The following is a 20,659-nucleotide window of genomic DNA, read 5'->3' on the forward strand; positions in this document are numbered from 1 at the left end:
CCGGCACCGGGAAGGGCGATGCCCTGGCCGGACCCGGTAGAAAGGAGGGATGCGGCGAGATGAGGAGCAGGAGCGCGGGCAGCGTCGGGGGCGATCGGCCCCTCGGGCTCTGGGGTGAGTGACGGGACTCGAACCCGCGACCACCTGGACCACAACCAGGTGCTCTACCAACTGAGCTACACCCACCATCTGTCCGGTCCGTTCCCGCTCTCGCGTTCCCGTTCCGACAGGAAGAACTCTACAGGATCCGAGAGGGTGCTCGCGCCAGGGTTTCGTTCCGGCGGACGCGGGCACCCCCTCCGGCCCCGCAGGACCGTTCGGGCGACCCCTGTCGCGGCGGCCGACGGGCCTGGGCGTCGGCGGAGCCGTAGGGCCTCGGCGGAACCCTCGGGCCTCGGCGAAGCCGGGTCGGGCGGGTCCGGCTCGGTCGGTCGACCGGACCGGGCGGTTCGGTCGCCGCGACAGGGGTCGTCGCCCGCGCCGGTCAGGCCTCGCCGGCAGGACCGGTCGCGCCGGCGGGCTCAGCCGGCCGGGGCCTGGTACTTCTCGGCGATGGCGCGCGCGGTGTCGGCGTCCGGGCCGGGCTGCGGCACGAACACCGCCTCGCGGTAGTACCGCAGTTCGTCGATGCTCTCGCGGATGTCGGCGAGCGCCCGGTGGTTCCCGCCCTTGCGCGGGCTGTTGTAGTACGCCTTCGGGTACCAGCGGCGGGCGAGCTCCTTGATCGAGGAGACGTCCACGATCCGGTAGTGCAAGTGCTTCTCCAGGGCCGGCATGTCCCGGGCCAGGAAGCCGCGGTCGGTGGCCACCGAGTTGCCGCACAGCGGCGTCTTCCCGGCCTCCGGCACGTGCTCGCGCACGTACGCGAGGACCCGCTCCTCGGCCTCGGCCAGGGTCACGCCCTGCTCCAGCTCCTCCAGCAGACCCGAGGAGGTGTGCATCTCGCGCACCACCTCGGGCATGTTCGCCAGCGCCTCCGCGGGAGGGCGGATGATGACGTCCACGCCCTCGCCGAGGATGTTCAGCTCGGAGTCCGTCACCAGCACCGCGACCTCGACCAGGGCGTCCCGGTCGAGGTCGAGGCCCGTCATTTCACAGTCGATCCATACCAAACGGTCATTCACGCAACTCACCCTACGGCGCGATCACGCGCCGCGGGCACCGCTGGAGCCGAGCGCGGCGCCGGAGCGACCCCCTCGGCCTGACGCTCCTCCGCCTCACCGTGCGGGCCCCGGCCGTCCGGGTGCTCGCCGTCCCGGGCACCGCGGCCGCCGTGGCCGTCCCGTGCGGGGCGCCCCTCGCGGGGTGTCCGTCCGCCGTCCGGCGCCGCGGTGCGACCGCCCTGGGGGCGTGCCTGCGGCGCCCGGGACTGCCGGCCCCGGAGCTCGCCCGCCCCGGCCGCCGACTGCCCGGCGGCGGTGGTCGGCACCCGGCCGCCCGGTGCACCGTGCGGGCGCCCGGCCGCACCCGGCTCGTCCCCGGGCCGCTCCACCGCACTGCGGTGACCCTGACCCTGACCGCGCGCCCCCGGCTGGGGGTGGCCGTCCTCGGCCGCCGCGTGCTCGGCCGTCCGCGGCGGACGCCCCGCACCCGGCCCCGCCTGCGGCGGCACCAGCGGAGCCCGCACCGGACCGCGCGCCGCACCCTGCTGCCCGGAGTGCGGCTGCTGCCCGGCCTGCTGGTGCGGATACGGCTGGCCCGCGCGGGTGTGGAAGCCCGGGGCGGTCGACGTCCCGGCCTGCCCCGGCCCGTACGGACCGGCGTGGCCGTGCGGCACCGGCTGCCCGGGGACGACCTGCTGCCCGTGCTGGCCCTGCTGCCCGTGCTGTCCCGCCTGACCGTGCTGGCCGGCCTGACCGCCCGGTCCCTGTGCCCCGCCCCCGGCCGGGAACGCGTGGGCCGGCTGCGCGCCGTGCGCCGCCGCGCCGAACGGTGCCCCGCCCGCCGAGGCCGCCGCCGCGGCAGACGCCGGGTGCGCCAGCCCACCGGGCAGCCGGAGGTCGCCGCCGTGCGTCCCGGCCGGGCCGGGCGCCTGCTGACCGGGCCGACGGGCCCGGTAGCTGGTCCGGTACGCGGCGGGGGAGACCCCGAGCTGACGGCGGAAGTGACCGCGCAGGGCCACCGGAGAACGGAAGCCGCACCGGCGCGCGACGTCGTCCACCGACAGCTCCGAGGTCTCCAGCAGCCGCTGCGCCTGCAGCACCCGCTGGGTGATCAGCCACTGCAGCGGCGCGCTGCCGGTGAGCGTGCGGAACCGTCGGTCGAAGGTGCGGCGGCTCATGTACGCGCGGGCCGCCAGCACCTCGACGTCGAACTGCTGGTTCAGGTTCTCCAGTGCCCAGGTGACCACCTCGGCCAGCGGGTCGTTGCCGATCTCCTCCGGTAAAGACTGATCGATGTACTGGGCCTGTCCACCGCCGCCGCGGCGGCTGGGCACCACCAGCCGGCGGGCCAGCGCGTTGGCCGCTTCGGCGCCGTGGTCGCTGCGGACCACGTGCAGGCACAGGTCGATCCCGGCGGCGGTACCGGCCGAGGTGAGCACATCGCCGTCGTCCACGAAGAGCTCGCGGGGGTCGACGTGCACCCGGGGGTAGCGCTTGGCGAGGGTCGGCGCGTACATCCAGTGGGTCGTCGCCGGGCGGCCGTCCAACAGGCCGGCGGCGGCGAGCACGAAGGCGCCGGTGCAGAGCCCGATGATCCGGGCGCCCTCGTGGTGGGCCTTGCGCAGGGCGGTGATCGCCTCGACCGGCGGGGGCTGAGAGATCGAACGCCAGGCCGGGACGACGATCGTGCCGGCCCGCGCGAGGGCCTCCAGCCCGTACGGCGCGGAGAGGGTCAGACCGCCGGTGGTGGCCAGCGGGCCCTCCTCGCCGGCGCAGACCAGCAGCCGGTAGCGGGGGACCCCGGCGTCCTGGCGGTCCACGCCGAAGACGGAGAGCGGGATGGAGCTCTCGAAGATCGGGGCGCCGCCGAAGATCAGCACCGCGACGGTCTCCCGGCGCCGCCGACCGGACAGCTTGCGCGGGGCACCGGCGGGCGACGGGTTCGCCGTGGCGGTGACGCCTCCGGGCACCCCGGCGGGGGCGCCGCCGTGGGTCAGCGGACCGTGGCCCTGGACGGTGCCCAGGGGGAGGCCGCCGAGTGCGCCGCCGGCGCCGTTCACTGCCGGGGCCGGGCCGGCGCCGGGGTAGGACTGGTGGCCGTTGTAGCCGGAGTACTCGCCCGTGAAGGCAGGGGCCGCGGCGCCGTACGAGGACGAAGGGTTGACGGAGCCTCGGCCGGAGGGCTGCCCGGCGTGGCTCGGGTGGCCGCCCTGGACGGAGTGGCCGCCCTGGACGGAGTGGCCGCCCTGGACGGGGTGGCCGGCCTGGTTCGGGAATCCGCCCTGGGACGGTGGCGTCCCGTACGGCGCCGGCCTGCCGTATCCCTGACCTCCTCCGTATCCGGGACCGCCGTGCCCGGGGCCTCCGTGCTCGGCCTGGGCGGCGCTGGTGGCGGCGGACGGTGCCGGGGGGCAGGAGGAGTGCGAGGCTGAGCCCGGGGCGCTCGGGGTGCCGGAGGTGCGGGTGGTGGCGGCGGTCGCGGAGGTGCCGGAGGCGCCGGTGATTCTCGCGGACCGACCCGCGGTGCCGGCCGGCGCCTGGCCGCTGTCAGGACCCGCGTCGCTCCTGCTCACCCTGCTCAAGGCGCTCAAGCCCCCTCGGTGGTGTGGTGTGGGTGGTGCGGCACTGCTAGCCAAGATCGAAATCTATCGGGTCGACCATTGCCGTTGTGACAAGTTCACCATCCGACGCTATGTCGACATGGCAATTTGGCGTGATGCATTCGATCACGAAGCGTGGCACCCGTCGACCTTTCTGGGAAGAGGGCCGGTGCAACGGTGGCTGGTTGTGGCGGGACGGTTCCTGGGGCGTCCGGCCTCCGGGCGCCCGGGAGGCGGGTCTGGGCTGCAGGTTTGCCCAAGGGGGAGGGACAGGCAGGATTTTGACTGAAAATCGGCGGTGCACGTGAGGGCGCACGGGCGCAGGCCGTGCGCCTCCCAGGCTTCATCCGGCCAGTGCCGGTACGGCTGAGCAGGGGCGCGGGTACGGGGGCTACGGTCCTGCCATGACCAGCGACAGCCGGCTCGAACTGGCCAACGACAACGCCGCAGCCTTCTGGCTCGCCCAAGCCCGTGCGCACGACTGGCGGTCCCGGGTCCAGCCGGGGCTGACGGCGGTCCGCTGCGCACGCACCCCGGAGGACGCCCACCGCTTCGTGGTCACCCGAGCCCCCCGTGAACCCGAGCTCCTGGAGAAGGAGTTGGCGGAGATCCTGGAGGACTGGGAGACCGTTCGCTTCACCTTGGAGGACCCGTACGGCAGGCTCGACCTGTCCCGCCTCGGAGCCGCCCGGGCGTTGATCATGCCGGTGATGGTGCGTGAGCCCGGCCCGGTGGAGGGCGCCGCCACCGGGGTTCCCGTCGTCGTCGAACTGCGCGACGGAGGCTCCCTGACGGTGGATGAGGCGACGGACGGGGACGGCTTCGCGCAGGTCGAGCGGACCATCGTGGACGGATTCCCCCTGCCCGCCCGTCAGCCCTGGACGCGCAACGACGCGCTCCCGGACCGGTTCCTGGGCCGACCCGACTGCCGGGCCTGGTTGGGCCGGGTCGACGGTGCCCCAGCGGCTGCCTGCCTCACGTACGACGACGGCCGCGCCACCGGGGTGTACTGGGTCGCCACCCTGCCCGACCGGCGCGGCCGCGGAGTGGCCCGCGCCCTGCTGCGGACCGCCCTGGCCCACGCCCACCCGGACCGCCCGGCCACCCTGGTCGCGACCTCGGCCGGTGAACCGGTCTACCGCTCCCTCGGGTTCACCGAACGGGCCCGCACCTGCTGGTGGAGCCGCACCTCGCTGGGTGGCTGACCAGCGGCATCGGGCGCACGGGGACGGGGCGCAGGGGCGGCAGAGGCGGGGCACAACAGGCGGGGCACGACAGGCGGGGCGCGGGGCGCGGCGTGGTGGCGGGGGCGAAGGGCTGCGGGTCCGGGTGGGGGCGCTCGCACGGCCAGGGATCAGATCCTCGGCTCGGGGTTCCGAGTTCGGGTTCGGGTTCGGGTTCGGGCGGGGCATGGGGGTGCCGAGGCAGGGGTTCCGGCGTGCCGTAGCGGGGCCTGCGGGCGGAAGGAGGTGGCCGCCTGCGGCGGCGGCGCATGCGGCGACGTCGTGTGTCCGGTTTCGGGCGGGGCCCCCGGCGCCGGACGGAACCGGCTCGGGCGCTACCGGGCGGCCGCGGCGGGCGTCGTCATGGTCGGTGCGACCGGCTGCGGCGCGACGAACACGGTCCGGGCGGGTACGACCCCATCAGCCCTCCTGCGAAGGGGTGTTGGGGTCGTCGGCGCAGCCGCCGGGCCGTCGTCCGCGACCGGCCGCGTCCCGGCGGACGTCCCCGGAACGGCCCCGCCAGCAGCCTTCGGCCCCGGCTCCGTGCCCGCCCCGGTGCCCTGGCGGCCGTCGGCGATCAAGGCAAACTCGCCTGATCGGTTTCGGACAGCGGGAACCGCTCCGGAGCCCGAGGCGCCGGCCGTCCCGGCGCTCCCGGGAACGGGCGCACTCGGGCCGTCCAGGGCGGCCCCCGGCGCGCGTGCGCCGGACCGTGCGCCGAGCAGCGCCGTCGCACGGAGCGGCCCGTGCGCGGCCGCCGTGGCGGCCTGCCGACGCACCGGCCCGCTCGCCCGGACGCCGAGCCGGACGTCGGCCCGCAGTCCCGACCGGGCCGAGGGCGCGTTGCGGGCGGCCAGCACCAGTCCGACGGCCTCCGGCAGACCGGCCGCCTTCAGGGTCGGCCGGTATCCGTTCTCCGCCCACGGGCGACCGTGGTGCAGCCAGACGCTGCGCAGCCCGGCCAGTTCGGCGCCGGCGATGTCGGCGGGGGCGTGGTCCCCGACCATCCAGGTGTGCGCCTGCCAGTCCCCGGACGGCCGGACGCCGCACCGCTGGGCCGCGATCTCGAAGATCAGCGGGTCCGGCTTGACGCAGTCGGCCTCCTCCGAGATCACCCAGCCGTCGACCAGGGACCCCAGTCCGGTCCGCCGGATCTTCTCCAACTGGGGTCTGGTGCCGCCGTTGGAGACGATCCCGAGCGTCCACCCCGCCGCCCGTGCGGCCCGCAGCGCCTCGACATGGCGGGGTGGACAGTGGATGTGCGAGTTGATGCCGCGTCGGAAGTGTGCGAGCAGGAACTCGACGGAGGCGTCCAGGCCGTAGCGGCGCCGCACGGCGGACAGTACGGTGCTGCGCGGCACGTACCCGCTGCCGTCGAGGGTGACGAACCAGTCGAGGTCACCGGGCGGTAGGCGGTGTTCGGACAGGAAGTCCTTCGCCCAGGCCCGGAAGGCGGCGTCCCGGGGCAGCAGCGTGTTGTCGAGGTCGAACAGGAGCAGCGGCATGCCGAGCATGGTGCCAGCGCCCGAGCCTATGCACCTGGCAAATGCCAGAGCGCGTCGTGAAGCCGTACAGAGTGGCTGAAACGGGCCCGGCGCGCGGGACGGACGGGGTCCGGCGCGGGTGGTCCGGCGGGGTGGGGGACCGGGACCACGGCGCGACCAGGGGCGCGGGCGGGGTGTGCGCGGCGTAACGGTTCGCGACATCCGGCAACTGATCGTCGCCAATCCATGACAGTCCGGTCACGGTGTCCGGCGGGCCTGTTGCGCCTTCCGGTCGGCTCAGTCAAGCTCCAGGGAACCTCTTTTCCGTAGGGGGCGCGATCGCTTGCGGGCAGGGCGCACTGTTTCGGCGTGCGCATCCCTCTTTCGCGGGAACAACATCGCTCCGAGGCTCTGCCGCTGGGCTGGCCCCCGTGCCCGTCGTACTCTGAAAGGAACAGGTCACATACGGTGCTGCTCGGTGTAGACCGACGTCATCCCGTGGGCGGGCCTGCCGCCCGGGCAGCGTTGTCCTCTCCTGTCGGCCCCTCTCCCTCGAAGAGCCGTGAGCCATGGCTGTGTTTGAGCCTTCCCGACCGGTCGAGCCGGACGCGCCTCGCAGTGCGGGCGCAGGGCCCGAGGGTGACAGCGCCCGAACGGACCTCCCTCCGGCCGACGGGCGCCGAGCCGAGCGCCCCGACGGACGCCTCGACGGGCGGGACGAAGGGGGCGGGGAGCGGTGCGGCGAGGAAGTCCCGGACGAGCATGGCGAAGGCCACGCCGGCGACTGCTCCGAATCCTCCGACCGTGCTGCCCGCTCCGGTGAGGCACCTGCAGACGTACACACCCCGCACGCCGAGGACGTCGATGTCGCCGACGCCATCGCTGCCGCTGCCGATGCCGTCCAGGGGGCCGGCCACCTGCCGCTCGGCGTTCCGGCTGACGAATCCGCCGGCGCTCCCGATGACTCGCTTGAAGACTCGCCCGGTGGCGCCCCGGCCGGCATGCTGTCCCGCGTCGCCGGCGTCTCCCGCGTCGAGGGCCCTCCCGCGTCCGCAGGTCCTGAAAGCGGGCACCCCCATGGCCTCGTCGGAGCGCTGCGCAGCTTCGCCCGCCGTGGCCCCCTCGCCCGGCGCGAGCGTCCAGGAGCGCCCCGGCAACGGCGCCGTGGGCTGCCGTCGGGCCCCCCGGAGCCCCCGGTGACGGGCCGCCCCGGCCCGGACGCGGAGCGCCCGGAGGCGGTTCCCGGCGCCATCGGGGGCACCACCGATCCCTCGGCGCAGGAAGCGCCCGGACGCTCCCTCGACCCCGTGTTCCAGCACGGCGTCGTGGTCGGATTCGACGGCTCGCTGTCGAGCGAGCGAGCACTCGCCTACGCCGTCGGCATGGCCCGCCGGTCGCAGTGCGGCCTGGTGATCGTCCACGTCGCCAACCGGCTGCCGGCCACGGTCTGGGCGGGCTGTGAGCCCCCCGTCTTCGTGGACCTGCCCGACCACCGGACCGAGGTCCTCGGCCTGGAACTCGCCTGCGCGGACTTCCTCGCCGGCGTGCCGTGGATCCTGATCGAACGGGGCGGCGACATCTGCCACGAGATCGAGGAGGTCGGACGGGAGTACGCCGCCGACGCGATCGTCGTGGGCACGACGCACGGCCTGCTCGGCAAGCTCTTCGGCTCGGTCTCCGGACGGCTGGCGCGGCGGGCCAACCGCCCGGTGATCGTGATCCCTTGACGACGCCCCGGGGCTCCGCGAGGCCTGCGGAGCCGTCGGGTCGGCTCGGGCTCCGCAAACGCCTCGCGGACGCCTCGCGGACCCTCTCGCCGGCCCGGGCGTGGGCCGGGCGCGGTCCCGGGCGTGGTGCTGTTCCTGATGTCCCCTGGTACCTCCTCCACCGTCGGCCGCTCCTCAACACCCTCTGAGGAGCGGCAGGTTGACCGGCGGGCTCGGTTCAGGAAGTGACCATCAGGAGATGTTCGTCACGACGTGATGCCGAGCTCCCGGGCGATGAGCATGCGCTGAACCTCGGACGTGCCCTCCCCGATCTCGAGAATCTTGCAGTCGCGCCAGAAGCGGGCGACCGGGAATTCGTTCATGAAGCCGTACCCACCGTGGATCTGGGTCGCCTCGCGGGCGTTGTCGACGGCGGCCTCGGACGAGTACAGCTTCGCGATCGCGGCCTCCTTCTTGAACGGTTCGCCGTGCAGCAGCCGGGAGGCGGCGTCCCGCCAGGCCAGGCGGGAGGTGTGGGCGCGCAGCTCCATGTCGGCAAGCTTGAACTGGATGGCCTGGTTGGCGCCGATCGGCCGGCCGAAGGCCCGGCGCTCGCCGGCGTACTTGACGGACTCGTCCACGCACCCCTGGGCCAGGCCGGTGGCCAGGGCTGCGATCGCGATGCGGCCCTCGTCGAGGATCCGCAGGAACTGGGCGTAGCCTCGGCCACGCTCGCCCAGCAGGTTGGCCGCGGGAACGCGGCAGTCGGTAAAGGACAATTCGCGGGTGTCGGATGCGCTCCACCCGACCTTCGAGTACTTCTTCGAGACCTGGAACCCCGGGGTCCCGGTGGGCACGATGATGGAGGAGATCTCCCGCACAGGCGAGCGGAATTCGCCCTCTTCACTCGAACGAGCGATCGGTTCGGTGAGCGCGGTGACGGTGACCAGACCCGTGATGTCGGTGCCGGAGTTGGTGATGAAGCACTTCGTCCCGTTGATGACCCACTCGTCGGTGGTCTCGTCGTACCGGGCGGTCGTCCGGGTGGCGCCGGCGTCCGATCCGCCCTCCGGCTCGGTCAGGCCGAAGGCGCCGAGGAGTTCGCCGGAGGTCAGCCGGGGCAGCCACTCCCGCTTCTGCTCCTCGGTGCCGAACAGGTGGATCGGCATCGCGCCGAGCGAGACCGCGGCCTCCAGGGTGATCGCCACCGAGGAGTCGACGCGGGCGAGTTCCTCCAGGGCGAGGCCGAGCGCGAAGTAGTCGCCGCCCATGCCGCCGTACTCCTCCAGGAAGGGCAGGCCGAACAGGCCCATCCGCCCCATCTCCCGGACGATCTCGTAGGGGAACTCCTCCCGCTCGTAGAATCCGCCGATCTTGGGCGCCACCACGTCCTGGGCGAATTCGGCGACGGTGCGCCGCAGTTCCTCGTGCTCGCTGCTGAGCCGGTGGTCGAGCATCTGATCCTCCTGGTGCCCGGCCGGGGTGGCCGCGGGCGTCAACGGGGTACCGGCAGTCCGTCTGACGGTGTGACGGTCGCACGGTGTGATTGAGGGATGAACGGGGTGCGCGGGGCGCCGGCCGGACCGAACGGGCGGCCGGCGCCGGGGAATCGGGCCGGGGCCGGTCAGCCCCGGGCGGTGCCGAGCAGCGCCTGGACGGTGCGGGACGGGCTCGGACGACCGAGGCGCTCGGCCATCCAGCCACTGGTCGCGACCAGTGCGCGCAGGTCGACGCCGGTCCGGATGCCGAGTCCGTGCAGCATCCACACCAGGTCCTCGGTGGCCAGGTTGCCGGTGGCGCTCTTCGCGTACGGGCAGCCGCCCAGCCCGCCGGCCGAGGCGTCCACCGTGGTGACGCCCTCGCGCAGGGCGGCCAGCGTGTTGCTGAGCGCCTGGCCGTAGGTGTCGTGGAAGTGCACGGCGAGCCGGTCGGCCGGCACGCGGGCCCGCGCGAAACCGGCCAGCACGGCGCTGACCTGGCCGGGGGTGGCCACGCCGATGGTGTCGCCGAGGCTCAGCTCCGCACAGCCCATCTCCAGCAGCTGCACGCCGTACCGCACCACCTGCTCGACCGGGACGGGACCCTCCCAGGGGTCGCCGAAGCACATCGAGAGGTAGCCGCGGACCGTGACCCCGGCCTCGGCGGCCCGGGTCACGACCGGGCGGAACATCGCCATGGCCTCGTCCGCCGAGCGGTTCAGGTTGCGCCGGGCGAAGGTCTCGGTGGCGCTGGCGAAGACCGCGATGTCGGTGGCGCGGTGGGCGAGCGCGCGGTCGAGGCCCCGCTCGTTGGGCACCAGCACCGGCAGCCGCAGGCCGGGGTGGCGCTCGGGCAGGTCGGCGAGCCGGGGCATCAGCTCCTCGGCGTCGGCGAGCTGGGGTACCCATTTCGGGTGAACGAAGCTGGTGGCCTCGACGGTCCGCAGCCCGGCGGCCGCGAGCCGGGTGATGAACTCCGCCTTGACCTCGGCGGGCACCAGCGAACCCTCGTTCTGCAGACCGTCGCGCGGACCGACCTCGTGGATCCGGACCTCCTCGGGCAGACCCGGGGCACCGACCGGGTCGGGCAGGCCCAGGTCGAGGGCGTCGGGGTCGCGGGCGACGGTCTCGTCGGCGAGGGGCTCCCGGGCGGTCACGACCGCACCTCCGCGGGCTCGGTGGCCTCCGCTGCCGGGGCGACCACGACCAGCAGGTCCTCCATCGCGACGGTGGCGCCGGCCGCGGCCCGCAGCTCGGCCACCACGCCGTCGTGCGGGGCGGCGATCACGTGTTCCATCTTCATGGCCTCCAGCACGAGCAGGGGCTGGCCCTTGCGGACGGCCTCGCCCGCCGTGGTCTTCACGACGGTGACGGTGCCGGGCATCGGGGCGGTCAGGGCGCCGTGGTGCGCGCCCGCTCCGGCAGCGCTCTCGACGGCCGGGTCGTAGGCGTGCAGCGGCCAGGCGTCGCCGTCGATGCCGAGCCAGGTCACCGGGCCGGCCGGCAGGCCCGGGGCGGTGTCGGTGGCCAGCGCGAAGGCGGTCTGCACGCCGTCGACGGTCAGGTGCAGCCGGTCCCCGGCCAGGCTCGCGCGGGCGCGGTGGACCGGCCCGGCGTCGAGCCGGAGTTCCACCTCGCGGGTTAGCCCGGCCGGATTGTCAGTGGCGTCGGTTACGTTGCCCGCAGCGATCGAACGGACGCGCACCGACACCGGGTCCTGGCCGGGGGTACGGAGTCGGTGGGTGGTCCAGGCGGGGGTGCCGCCCAGGCGCCAGCCGGAGGGAAGGGAGAACGGGTCGGTCCAGCCGCCGGGGTCGGCGGCCGGGGTGAGTTCCAGGTGCCGTGCGAGGGCGGCCGCGTAGTAGAGGAGGTGAGCGGGTGACGGCGGTTCGGGCGCCGCAGCCGCGGTTCCGTTCGCGGAGTCCACCGAGCCCGCGGGGTCCACCGGGTTCGCGGAGTGCGCCGAACCCGCGGCGTCCGCGGAGCCGACCGGGGCCGGCGCGTTGGACGGGGAGTACGGCGCGGCGAGCAGGGCCGGCTGCTGCTGGGCCGTCTGTTCCACCAGCCCGGTGTCCAGTCGTCCGGCGACGACCTCGGGGTGGGCGAGCAGCCGGCGCAGGAAGCCGGTGTTGGTCGTGACACCCAGGATCCGGGTGTCGGCCAGGGCAGCGCGGAGCCGGCGCAGCGCGGTCGGGCGGTCGGGCCCGTACGCGATGACCTTGGCGAGCATGGGGTCGTAGGCGCTGGTGACGACGGTGCCGGGAGCGACACCGGAGTCGACGCGGATGCCTTCACCCTGCGGCTCGTCCAGGGCGAGGATGCGGCCGCCGGTGGGCAGGAAGTCGCGCTCCGGGTCCTCGGCGCAGATGCGGGCCTCGATGGCGTGGCCCAGGAAGGAGATGTCGGACTGGGAGAAGGTGAGCGGTTCGCCGGCGGCGACGCGCAGCTGCCACTCGACCAGGTCGAGCCGGGCCGAGTCAGGGCCGACCGCGACGGCGAGCTCGGTGACGGGGTGTTCCACCTGGAGACGGGTGTTCATCTCCATGAAGAAGAAGTCCCGCACCCCCTCGGCGGCGGAGGCGGGGGCGTCCGGGTCGATGCCGGGGACGATGAACTCCACGGTGCCGGCTCCGGTGTAGCCGCAGGACTCCGCGGCACGGACGGCCGCGGCGCCCATCGCGGCGCGGGTCTCGGCATTGAGGAGAACGGAGGGAGCCTCTTCGATCAGTTTCTGGTGGCGGCGCTGGAGGCTGCACTCGCGCTCGCCGAGGTGGACGGTGGTGCCGTGGGCGTCGGCCAGCACCTGCACCTCGATGTGGCGCGGCCGGTCGATCCAGCGCTCCAGCAGCAGCGTGTCGTCGCCGAAGGCGGTGCGGGCGACGCGGCGGGCTGCGGCGATCTCGGTGGGCAGGTCGGCGCGGTCCCGCACCAGGCGCATGCCCTTGCCGCCCCCGCCGGCGGAGGGCTTGAGCAGCACCGGGTAGCCGATCTCGTCGGCGGCGGCGACGAGGTCCTCGTCGGTGGGCGCGGTGGCCTGGCTGCCGGGGACCACCGGGACGCCGGCGGCCCGTACGGCCTCCTTGGCGTTGATCTTGTCACCCATCAGCTCGACGGCACCGGGAGGTGGTCCGATGAAGACGAGGCCCGCGTCGGCGCAGGCGCGGGCGAAGCCGGAGTTCTCGGCGAGGAAGCCGTAGCCGGGGTGGACGGCCTGGGCGCCGGTGCGGCGGGCGGCGGCGAGGATCTGGTCCGTGCGCAGGTAGGTCTCGGCGGCCGAGCTGTCGCTGCGGTCGGCCGGGCCGAGGCGGACCGCGACATCGGCTGCGCGGACGTGCGGGGCGTCCGCGTCCGCGTCGCTGAACACGGCGACCGAGCGGACACCGAGCCGCCGCAGGGTGCGGATCACCCGCAGGGCGATCTCTCCGCGGTTGGCGACCAGAACTGTGTCGAACATGGGAGGCGTTCCTCCGGGTCGAGGGGAGCCGTACGAAGGAGGTGGCGGTGGGCGATCGGGGCGCCGGCCCGGAAGGCGGGCCGGCGCCGCAGGAGTCACACCCGGAAGAGCGGGGTCACACCAGGGGCGCATCTCGAGGATCACACCGAGGAGGGCACGAAGCGAGGCGTCTCATCGCGAGGCGCCGCCTGACGCACCACAGGAGGCGTCACATGCGGAAGACCCCGTACGGCGCGGGCGGAGCCAGGGGTGCGTTGGCGCAGGCGGTGAGGGCGAGACCGACGACGGTGCGGGTGTCCATCGGGTCGATCACGCCGTCGTCCCAGAGCCGTGCGGTGGCGTAGTAGGCGTTGCCCTGACGCTCGTACTGCTCGCGGACGGGGCGCTTGAACTCTTCCTCCGCCTCGGCCGGCCACTCCTCGCCGTGCGCCTCCAGCTGGTCGCGGCGGACGGTGGCGAGGACGGAGGCCGCCTGTTCGCCGCCCATCACGGAGATCTTGGCGCCCGGCCACATCCACAGGAAGCGAGGGGAGTAGGCCCTGCCGCACATCGAGTAGTTGCCGGCTCCGTACGAGCCGCCGATCACCACGGTCAGCTTCGGGACGCGGGTGCAGGCCACGGCGTTGACCATCTTGGCGCCGTTCTTGGCGATGCCGCCCGCCTCGTACTGCCGGCCGACCATGAACCCGGTGATGTTCTGGAGGAAGAGGAGGGGGATGCCGCGCTGGTCGCACAACTCGATGAAGTGGGCGCCCTTGAGGGCCGACTCGGAGAACAGCACACCGTTGTTGGCGACGATGCCGACGGGGTGGCCGTGGATCCGGGCGAAGCCGGTGACCAGGGTCGCGCCGTACTCGGCCTTGAACTCGGCGAAGCGGCTGCCGTCGACCAGCCGGGCGATCACCTCGCGCACGTCGTAGGGCGTGCGCGGGTCGACCGGGACGGCCCCGTACAGGCCGGCCGGGTCCACGGCTGGGGGCTCGACCGGGGCGAGCGGCCACGGCCTGGCTGCGCGCGGGCCGAGCCCGGACACGATGGTGCGGACGATGGAGAGGGCGTGGGCGTCGTCCTCGGCCAGGTGGTCCGTCACTCCGGAAGTGCGGGAGTGGAGGTCGCCGCCGCCCAACTCCTCGGCCGTGACCACCTCGCCGGTGGCGGCCTTCACCAGCGGCGGGCCGCCCAGGAAGATCGTGCCCTGGTTGCGGACGATCACGGCCTGGTCGCTCATCGCCGGGACGTAAGCCCCGCCCGCGGTGCAGGAGCCGAGCACGGCCGCGATCTGCGGGATGCCCGCCGCGGAGAGCCGGGCCTGGTTGTAGAAGATCCGGCCGAAGTGGTCGCGGTCCGGGAAGACCTCGTCCTGCATGGGGAGGAACGCGCCGCCCGAATCGACCAGGTAGACGCAGGGCAGCCGGTTCTCCAGCGCGACCTCCTGGGCGCGCAGGTGCTTCTTCACCGTCATCGGGTAGTAGGTCCCGCCCTTGACGGTGGCGTCGTTGGCGACCACCACCACCTCGCGTCCGGCGACCCGGCCGATGCCGGCGATCACCCCGGCCGCGGGCGCCGCTCCGTCGTACATCCCGTCGGCGGCCAGCGGGGCCAGCTCGAGGAAGGGCGAGGCAGGGTCGAGCAGGGTGTCCACCCGGTCGCGCGGGAGGAGCTTGCCGCGCGAGGTGTGCCGGGCGCGGGCCTTGGCGCCGCCGCCGAGGGCCGCCGCGTCGAGCTTGGCGCGCAGTTCGGCGACCAGCGCCTGGTGCGCCTCGGTGTTGGCCCGGTAGGCCGCGGAGCCCGGGTCGACGGAGGTGCCGAGCCGGGGAGCCGGAGCGGCGGCTCCCGGCGGCACCGCACCCGGGGCCGCCGCCGAGCCGTTGGCCGCGTTGAGCCGGGCGCCGGAGGGGGCGCCGCTGGTTGAGATGACCATTCCCAAGAGCTCCCTTGCCCTCGGCAGCAGGTGACCGGACCGAGCGCCGTGCGCCCGATCACGTTAATTAACGTTAACTTACGCGGCCAGGTTAACGGCCGATAACCCGACTGTCTACGATGGGCAGCATGCCGAACGTCCCCGCAGCCTCCGCGCTCCCACGCCGCGACCAGATCCGTCGGGAGGCCGCGCGACTGTTCGCCGCCCGGGGCTTCCTCGGCGTGGGCGTGGACGAGATCGGCAAGGCCGTCGGCATCAGCGGCCCCGGGCTCTACCGGCACTTCGCCGGCAAGGACGCCATGCTCGCCGACCTGCTGATCGGCATCAGCGAGCGCCTGCTGGAGGAGGGGCGGCGCCGGGCGGGTGGCGGCGACGGCCCGTCCGCCGCGCTGGACGCCCTGATCAGCGGCCACGTCGACTTCGCCCTCAACGACCGCGACCTGATCACCCTGCACGACCGCGAGCTGCTGAACCTCAAGGAGGAGGACCGCCGAACCGTCCGGCGGCTGCAGCGCGGTTACGTCGAGCTGTGGGTGGACGTGGTCCGGCAGGCCTACCCGCCGCTGGCCGGGCCGGCCGCCGAGCCGGTGGCCCGGGCCGCCGTGCACGCGGTCTTCGGTCTGATCAACTCGACCCCGCACAGCCTCGGGCCCCACCCGGCCCAGGGCGAGCGCACCGGCCTTCAGCGCGACGGCATGGCCGCGCTGCTGCACACCCTGGCCCACGGCGCCTTCGCGGCCGCCGCCGAGTCCGCCGCCGTTTCCGCGGCCGATTCCGCCGCCGAGTCCGCCGCCTCGGACACGGCTCCCGCCGACACGTCCGAGCGGGTCTGACCTCTGGGCGGGTCCGGCGTTCAAACCGGCTGGCACCCGAGCCGGCCTGGCGCCCGAGCCGGTCCGGCACTCGGGCGGCTCCGATGGCCGGGCGGCCGGCGGCCGCCCGATCCGGTGGTCCGCGCGCCCGTACGCCCCCGAGGTCGACGGGAGCGGCCCGCATCCAGGGTGTCCGGACGGCCGAACACCCGAACGGCCGAACACCCGAACGGCGGAACCCCTGAACGGCGGAACCCCGAACGGCTGAGCGCCCGAGCGCCGGGGGCGCCCTCCCGCGCCGCCCCATGCCCGGGTCCGCACCGCCCGCGCGCGGACCGGTGGCCCTAGGTCCAAAGAACGGTGTCGACCCGCCCCCGGGTCGCTGGGCGCCAGACGGTCCGTCGGTGACCCTGGAGATTCGGGCGGGCTTGCCGGGCGCGGTGACCCCGGGTGGGAATCAGCGCAGGCCGCAGACTGTTGCCCAGTCCGCCGGACCGGACGATCCGGTCGGCCTCGGCGCGTGCGCCGAGCGCCCCGGCGGCCGGAATTCCATGGCGACGATCCGACGAAATGGTTAGCATCCCTAAATATGCGTGAGACTCACGGATCTACGGTGGAGCAATCCCGCGGCCCGGCGGCCCCCGAGCCGCCCACGAACGCGCGCGTCGAGCAGCAGCCCGAGCCGCACCCCGAGCCGCACCCCGACGGCCGGGCCGGGGCCGACGGCTGGCTGCGCCGACTGGTCGGCTACAGCTGGCGGTCCCGGCGCAGCCTGTTGCTGGCCTTCGGCGCCTCGCTCCTCGGCATGGCCGTCACCGCGCTGGTGCCGTTGGTCACCAAGCTGATCATCGATGACGTCATCGTCGCGCACAGCCGCTCGCTGGCGCCGTGGGCCGTGGTGCTGCTGCTCGCCGCCCTCGTCGTCTTCGGCTGCACCCAGGTCCGCCGCTACTTCGGCGGCCAGCTCGCCCTCGACGTCCAGCACCACATGCGCAGCGACCTGTTCCGGTCGCTCGGACGGCTCGACGGCCACCGTCAGGACCGCCTGGACACCGGGCAGGTGGTCGGGCGCGCGACCTCGGACCTCCAGCTGATCAACGGCCTGCTCTCGATGCTGCCGATGATGACCGGCTACCTGCTGATGTTCGTGATGTCGCTGGCCGTGATGCTCTGGCTGTCCCCGCCGCTCACCGTGATCGCCCTGGTCATGGCTCCCGCGCTGTGGTGGGTCAGCGTGCTCAGCCGCAAGCGCCTGTTCCCGGCCACCTGGGCCGCCCAGCAGGAAGCGGCGGCCGTCGCGGGCGTCGTGGACGGCGCGATCGGCGGTGTCCGGGTGGTCAAGGGCTTCGGTCAGGAGGCGCAGGAACGGGACAAGCTGGAGCTGGCCTCCCGCAACCTGTTCGCCGCCCGCCTGCGGTCGATCCGCCTCAACGCCCGCTACAACCCGGCGATGCAGGCGATCCCGGCCCTCGCCCAGGTCGCGGTGCTGGCCTTCGGCGGCTGGCTGGCGGTCGACGGCCGGGTCTCGCTCGGTACCTTCGTCGCCTTCTCCACCTACGTCGCCCAGATGACCGGTCCGGTGCGGATGCTGACCATGGTCATCACGGTCGGACAGCAGGCCCGCGCCGGCGTCGAACGCGTCCTGCAGCTGATCGACGAGCGCCCGCTGGTCCAGGAGCGCCCGGGCGCGCTCACCCTCCAGCTCACCCCGGACCTCGCCCAGGAACCCGACCAGGCCGCCCAGGACCTCGCCCGGGACGGAGCCGCGGCCGGCGCTGCGGCCGGCACCCCAGCCAGTGCCTCGGCTGAAGCCCCGACCGGAGCTCCCGCCGGTGCGACCACCGTCGGTCCGCGGACACGCGAGGTCGCCCTGGAGTTCGACCAGGTCGAGTTCCGCTACGACCCGGAACACCCCGCCCCCGTCCTGCACGGCCTCAGCCTGAAGCTGGCCCCCGGCGAGACGCTCGCCCTGGTCGGCGCCTCCGGCTCCGGCAAGTCGACGGTGGCCCAGTTGGTGCCCCGCTTCTACGACCCGGCCGCCGGTGCTGTCCGCCTGTACGGCCACGACCTGCGCGACCTCACCCTGGACTCGGTCCGTGCGGCGATCGGCATCGTCCCCGAGGAGAGCTTCCTCTTCTCGGAGTCGGTCCGCACCAACATCGCCTACGGTCGGCCGGACGCCACCGACGAGCAGATCTTCGCCGCGGCGGCCGCCGCCCAGGCGGACGAGTTCATCCGCGTGCTGCCGGACGGCTACGAGACCAAGGTCGGCGAGCAGGGGCTGACCCTCTCCGGCGGCCAGCGCCAGCGCATCGCCCTGGCGCGGGCCATCCTGACCGACCCGCGGATCCTGCTGCTGGACGACGCCACCTCGGCGGTGGACCCGCAGGTCGAGGCGGAGATCCACGAGGCGCTGCGCTCGGTGATGGCCGGCCGGACGACCCTGCTGATCGCCCACCGCCGATCGACCCTCCAACTCGCCGACCGGATCGCCGTCCTGGACCGCGGCCGCTTGCTGGACATCGGCACCCACGAGGAACTCGAAGCCCGATGTCCTCAGTACCGGGCCCTGATCACCGACCCCGAAGCCGGCCGCATTCCCAACCCCGCGCCGCAGCCCGAGCCCCAGCTCCAGTCCCGGCCCCAACTGCAGTCCGAGCCCCAGCTCCAGTCCCGGCCCCAGCTCCAGTCCCGGCCCCAGCTCCAGTCCCAGTCCGGGCCCCAGCCCGACGCAGGCGAGCGGAACGAGCAGCCCGGGCAGAGCAGTCGCGCCGAACAGCCCCCGGTACCCGCACCCGCGCCCGCCGCCGCCACCCCGGCCCTCGCCAAGGCGGCCCGCACCGCCGATCCCGACCTGATGGCCAAGGTCGCCGCCCTGCCGCCGGCCTCCGACGTCCCCGCCATCCCGCGCGCCGAGGCCGAGGCCGGCGACCCCGACTTCACCCTCGGCCGACTGCTCCGTCCCTTCCGCGCCCCGCTGGCCCTGGCCTTCCTGCTGGTCGCGCTGGACGCGGCCGCCGGCCTGGTGCTCCCGGTGCTGATCCGGCACGGCATAGACGAGGGCGTCCGCAAGGGCATGATGGCCGGAGTGGCGGTGGCCTCGATCACCGCGCTGGCCGTAGTCCTGGTGGACTGGCTGGTGCAGGGGGCCGAGAACCGCGTCAGCGGCCGCACCGGTGAGCGCGTGCTGTACGCGCTCCGGCTCAAGATCTTCGCCCACCTCAACCGGCTCGGCCTGGACTACTACGAGCGCGAGCTGACCGGCCGGATCATGACCCGGATGACCACCGATCTCGACTCGCTGACGTCCTTCCTGCAGACCGGCATGGTCACCGCCCTGGTCAGTCTGCTGACCTTCGCCGGGATCTTCGCCGCTCTGCTGATCATCGACGCCGGCCTGGCGCTCGTGGTGTTCGCCGTGCTGCCGCTGCTGGTGATCGCGACACTGGTGTTCCGCAAGAAGTCCAGGGACCAGTACGAGCGCTCCCGCGACCTGATCAGCGCCGTCAACGCCGACCTGCAGGAGAACGTGGCCGGCATGCGGATCGTCCAGGCGTTCCGCCGCCTGGACACCAACACCGACCGCTTCGTGGCCCGTGGCATCGCCTACCGGGAGGCGCGGGTCCGCGCACAGCTGTACATCTCGCTCTACTTCCCCTTCGTCCAGTTCCTCTCCAGCGTGGCCGCCGCCCTGGTGCTGATCGTCGGCGCTGCCCGGGTGGACGCGGGGACGCTGACGGTCGGCGCGCTGGTCGCGTACCTGCTCTACATCGACCTGTTCTTCGCCCCGGTCAACCAGCTGTCCCAGGTGTTCGACGGTTACCAGCAGGCCTCGGTGGGTCTCGGGCGGATCCGGGAGCTGCTGCGCACCCCGACCACCACCGCCGAGCAGGCCGACCCGGTCCCGGTGCCGAAGGGGTTGCGCGGCGAGATCGACTTCGAGGGCGTCGGCTTCGCCTACAACGGCGGGGCGGACGGCGCCCCGGAGGTGCTGAGCGACGTCAACCTGCACATTCCCGCCGGTCAGACGGTGGCGCTCGTCGGCGAGACCGGTGCGGGCAAGTCGACGCTGGTGAAGCTGGTCGCCCGGTTCTACGACGCCACGGCCGGCACCGTCCGGGTCGACGGCGTCGACCTCACCCGGTACGACCTGGCCCAGTACCGTCACCGCCTCGGCGTGGTGCCCCAGGGGGCGTACCTGTTCGCAGGCACGGTCCGCGAGGCGATCGCGTACGGGCGGCCGGACGCCTCGGCGGCCGAGGTCGAGGCGGCGGCCCGGGCGGTCGGCGCTCACGACATGATCGTCCGGCTGCCCGGCGGCTACGACCACGAGGTCGCGGGCCGCGGACGCAATCTGTCGGCGGGCCAGCGCCAGTTGATCGCCCTGGCCCGAGCGGAACTGGTCGACCCGGACATCCTGTTGCTGGACGAGGCCACCGCCGCTCTGGACCTGGCCTCCGAGGCGGCGGTCAACCAGGCCGCCGACCGGCTGAGCGGTGGCCGCACCACGCTGGTCATCGCGCACCGCCTGACCACGGCGGAGCGTGCCGACCGGGTGGTCGTGCTGGACCACGGCCGGGTGGTCGAGGACGGCACCCACACCGAACTGCTCGCGCGCGGCGGTGCGTACGCCCGGCTCTGGCAGGCGTTCATCGCGGACGGCCACCCGGCGGCCGAGGCTGTCAGCGCCCGGTAGCCGGTGAGGCTCCGGCCCCGGTGAGGCCCCGGCCCCGGCCCCGGTCAGGGGGCGGGGCCGGCCTGGAGCGGTCCTCGTCCGGGCGACCCGGACGAGCGGCTCAGGCCAGGGCACCGGACCACGGGGGCGACTCGGCCAGGGACAGCGCAGCCCGAGTCAGCGGGGCCGAGGCCGACAGGGCC

The 20,659-nt window shown here is 74.0% G+C and carries 11 protein-coding genes, 1 tRNA gene and 1 pseudogene; 4 read left to right on the plus strand and 9 right to left on the minus strand.

Translation table 11 applies throughout. From position 1 onward, the window contains the following. Positions 1 to 110: 110 nt before the first annotated feature. The 3 genes and pseudogenes from ABT247_RS14710 to ABT247_RS14720 form a co-directional block, all read right to left on the minus strand. Positions 111 to 186, minus strand: a tRNA-His gene (locus ABT247_RS14710). A 335-nt stretch (positions 187 to 521) separates the two neighbouring features. Then, positions 522 to 1,124, minus strand: a complete 603-nt coding sequence (gene orn, locus ABT247_RS14715; protein WP_350742658.1) for an oligoribonuclease — start codon at positions 1,122 to 1,124, stop codon at positions 522 to 524. A gap of 701 nt (positions 1,125 to 1,825) precedes the next feature. Next, a pseudogene (locus ABT247_RS14720) lies at positions 1,826 to 3,073 on the minus strand (helix-turn-helix domain-containing protein); the annotation flags it as partial. A 1,034-nt stretch (positions 3,074 to 4,107) separates the two neighbouring features. Here ABT247_RS14720 and ABT247_RS14725 point away from each other — a divergent pair. After that, complete coding sequence (locus ABT247_RS14725; protein WP_350742660.1) at positions 4,108 to 4,908, plus strand: GNAT family N-acetyltransferase; 801 nt, start codon at positions 4,108 to 4,110, stop codon at positions 4,906 to 4,908. A gap of 353 nt (positions 4,909 to 5,261) precedes the next feature. Here ABT247_RS14725 and ABT247_RS14730 read toward each other — a convergent pair whose 3' ends face one another. Then, complete coding sequence (locus tag ABT247_RS14730; RefSeq protein ID WP_350742662.1) at positions 5,262 to 6,431, minus strand: HAD-IA family hydrolase; 1,170 nt, start codon at positions 6,429 to 6,431, stop codon at positions 5,262 to 5,264. A 470-nt stretch (positions 6,432 to 6,901) separates the two neighbouring features. After that, positions 6,902 to 7,489, minus strand: coding sequence for a hypothetical protein (locus tag ABT247_RS14735; RefSeq protein ID WP_350742664.1), 588 nt, complete (start codon positions 7,487 to 7,489; stop codon positions 6,902 to 6,904). Positions 7,490 to 7,660: 171 nt separating this feature from the next. Between ABT247_RS14735 and ABT247_RS14740 the strand changes: the two genes are divergently transcribed. Then, positions 7,661 to 8,137: a universal stress protein gene (locus ABT247_RS14740; protein WP_350742688.1), complete on the plus strand. Its 477-nt coding sequence runs from the start codon at positions 7,661 to 7,663 to the stop codon at positions 8,135 to 8,137. A gap of 245 nt (positions 8,138 to 8,382) precedes the next feature. On the opposite strand, the gene ABT247_RS14745 is transcribed toward ABT247_RS14740, so the two are convergent. The 4 genes from ABT247_RS14745 to ABT247_RS14760 all read right to left on the minus strand — a co-directional run bounded on the left by ABT247_RS14745 (position 8,383) and on the right by ABT247_RS14760 (position 14,969). Continuing rightward, entirely contained in the window at positions 8,383 to 9,573 is a 1,191-nt protein-coding gene (locus ABT247_RS14745) for an acyl-CoA dehydrogenase family protein (RefSeq protein ID WP_350742666.1), read from the minus strand. Positions 9,574 to 9,740: 167 nt separating this feature from the next. Continuing rightward, entirely contained in the window at positions 9,741 to 10,691 is a 951-nt protein-coding gene (locus tag ABT247_RS14750) for a hydroxymethylglutaryl-CoA lyase (protein ID WP_350742690.1), read from the minus strand. 56 nt (positions 10,692 to 10,747) lie between these two features. Then, positions 10,748 to 13,048, minus strand: coding sequence for an ATP-binding protein (locus ABT247_RS14755; RefSeq protein ID WP_350742669.1), 2,301 nt, complete (start codon positions 13,046 to 13,048; stop codon positions 10,748 to 10,750). A 208-nt stretch (positions 13,049 to 13,256) separates the two neighbouring features. Beyond that, positions 13,257 to 14,969, minus strand: a complete 1,713-nt coding sequence (locus ABT247_RS14760) for a carboxyl transferase domain-containing protein (RefSeq protein ID WP_350742672.1) — start codon at positions 14,967 to 14,969, stop codon at positions 13,257 to 13,259. Between the two features lie 128 nt (positions 14,970 to 15,097). Here ABT247_RS14760 and ABT247_RS14765 point away from each other — a divergent pair, with 128 nt between their 5' ends. Both ABT247_RS14765 and ABT247_RS14770 read left to right on the plus strand, forming a co-directional pair. Continuing rightward, positions 15,098 to 15,802: an SACE_7040 family transcriptional regulator gene (locus ABT247_RS14765; protein ID WP_350742674.1), complete on the plus strand. Its 705-nt coding sequence runs from the start codon at positions 15,098 to 15,100 to the stop codon at positions 15,800 to 15,802. A 709-nt stretch (positions 15,803 to 16,511) separates the two neighbouring features. Then, positions 16,512 to 20,477: an ABC transporter transmembrane domain-containing protein gene (locus ABT247_RS14770; protein WP_350742692.1), complete on the plus strand. Its 3,966-nt coding sequence runs from the start codon at positions 16,512 to 16,514 to the stop codon at positions 20,475 to 20,477. Positions 20,478 to 20,659 lie beyond the last annotated feature (182 nt).

This window comes from Kitasatospora sp. NPDC001539, from assembly GCF_040298565.1.
Lineage (GTDB): Bacteria > Actinomycetota > Actinomycetes > Streptomycetales > Streptomycetaceae > Kitasatospora.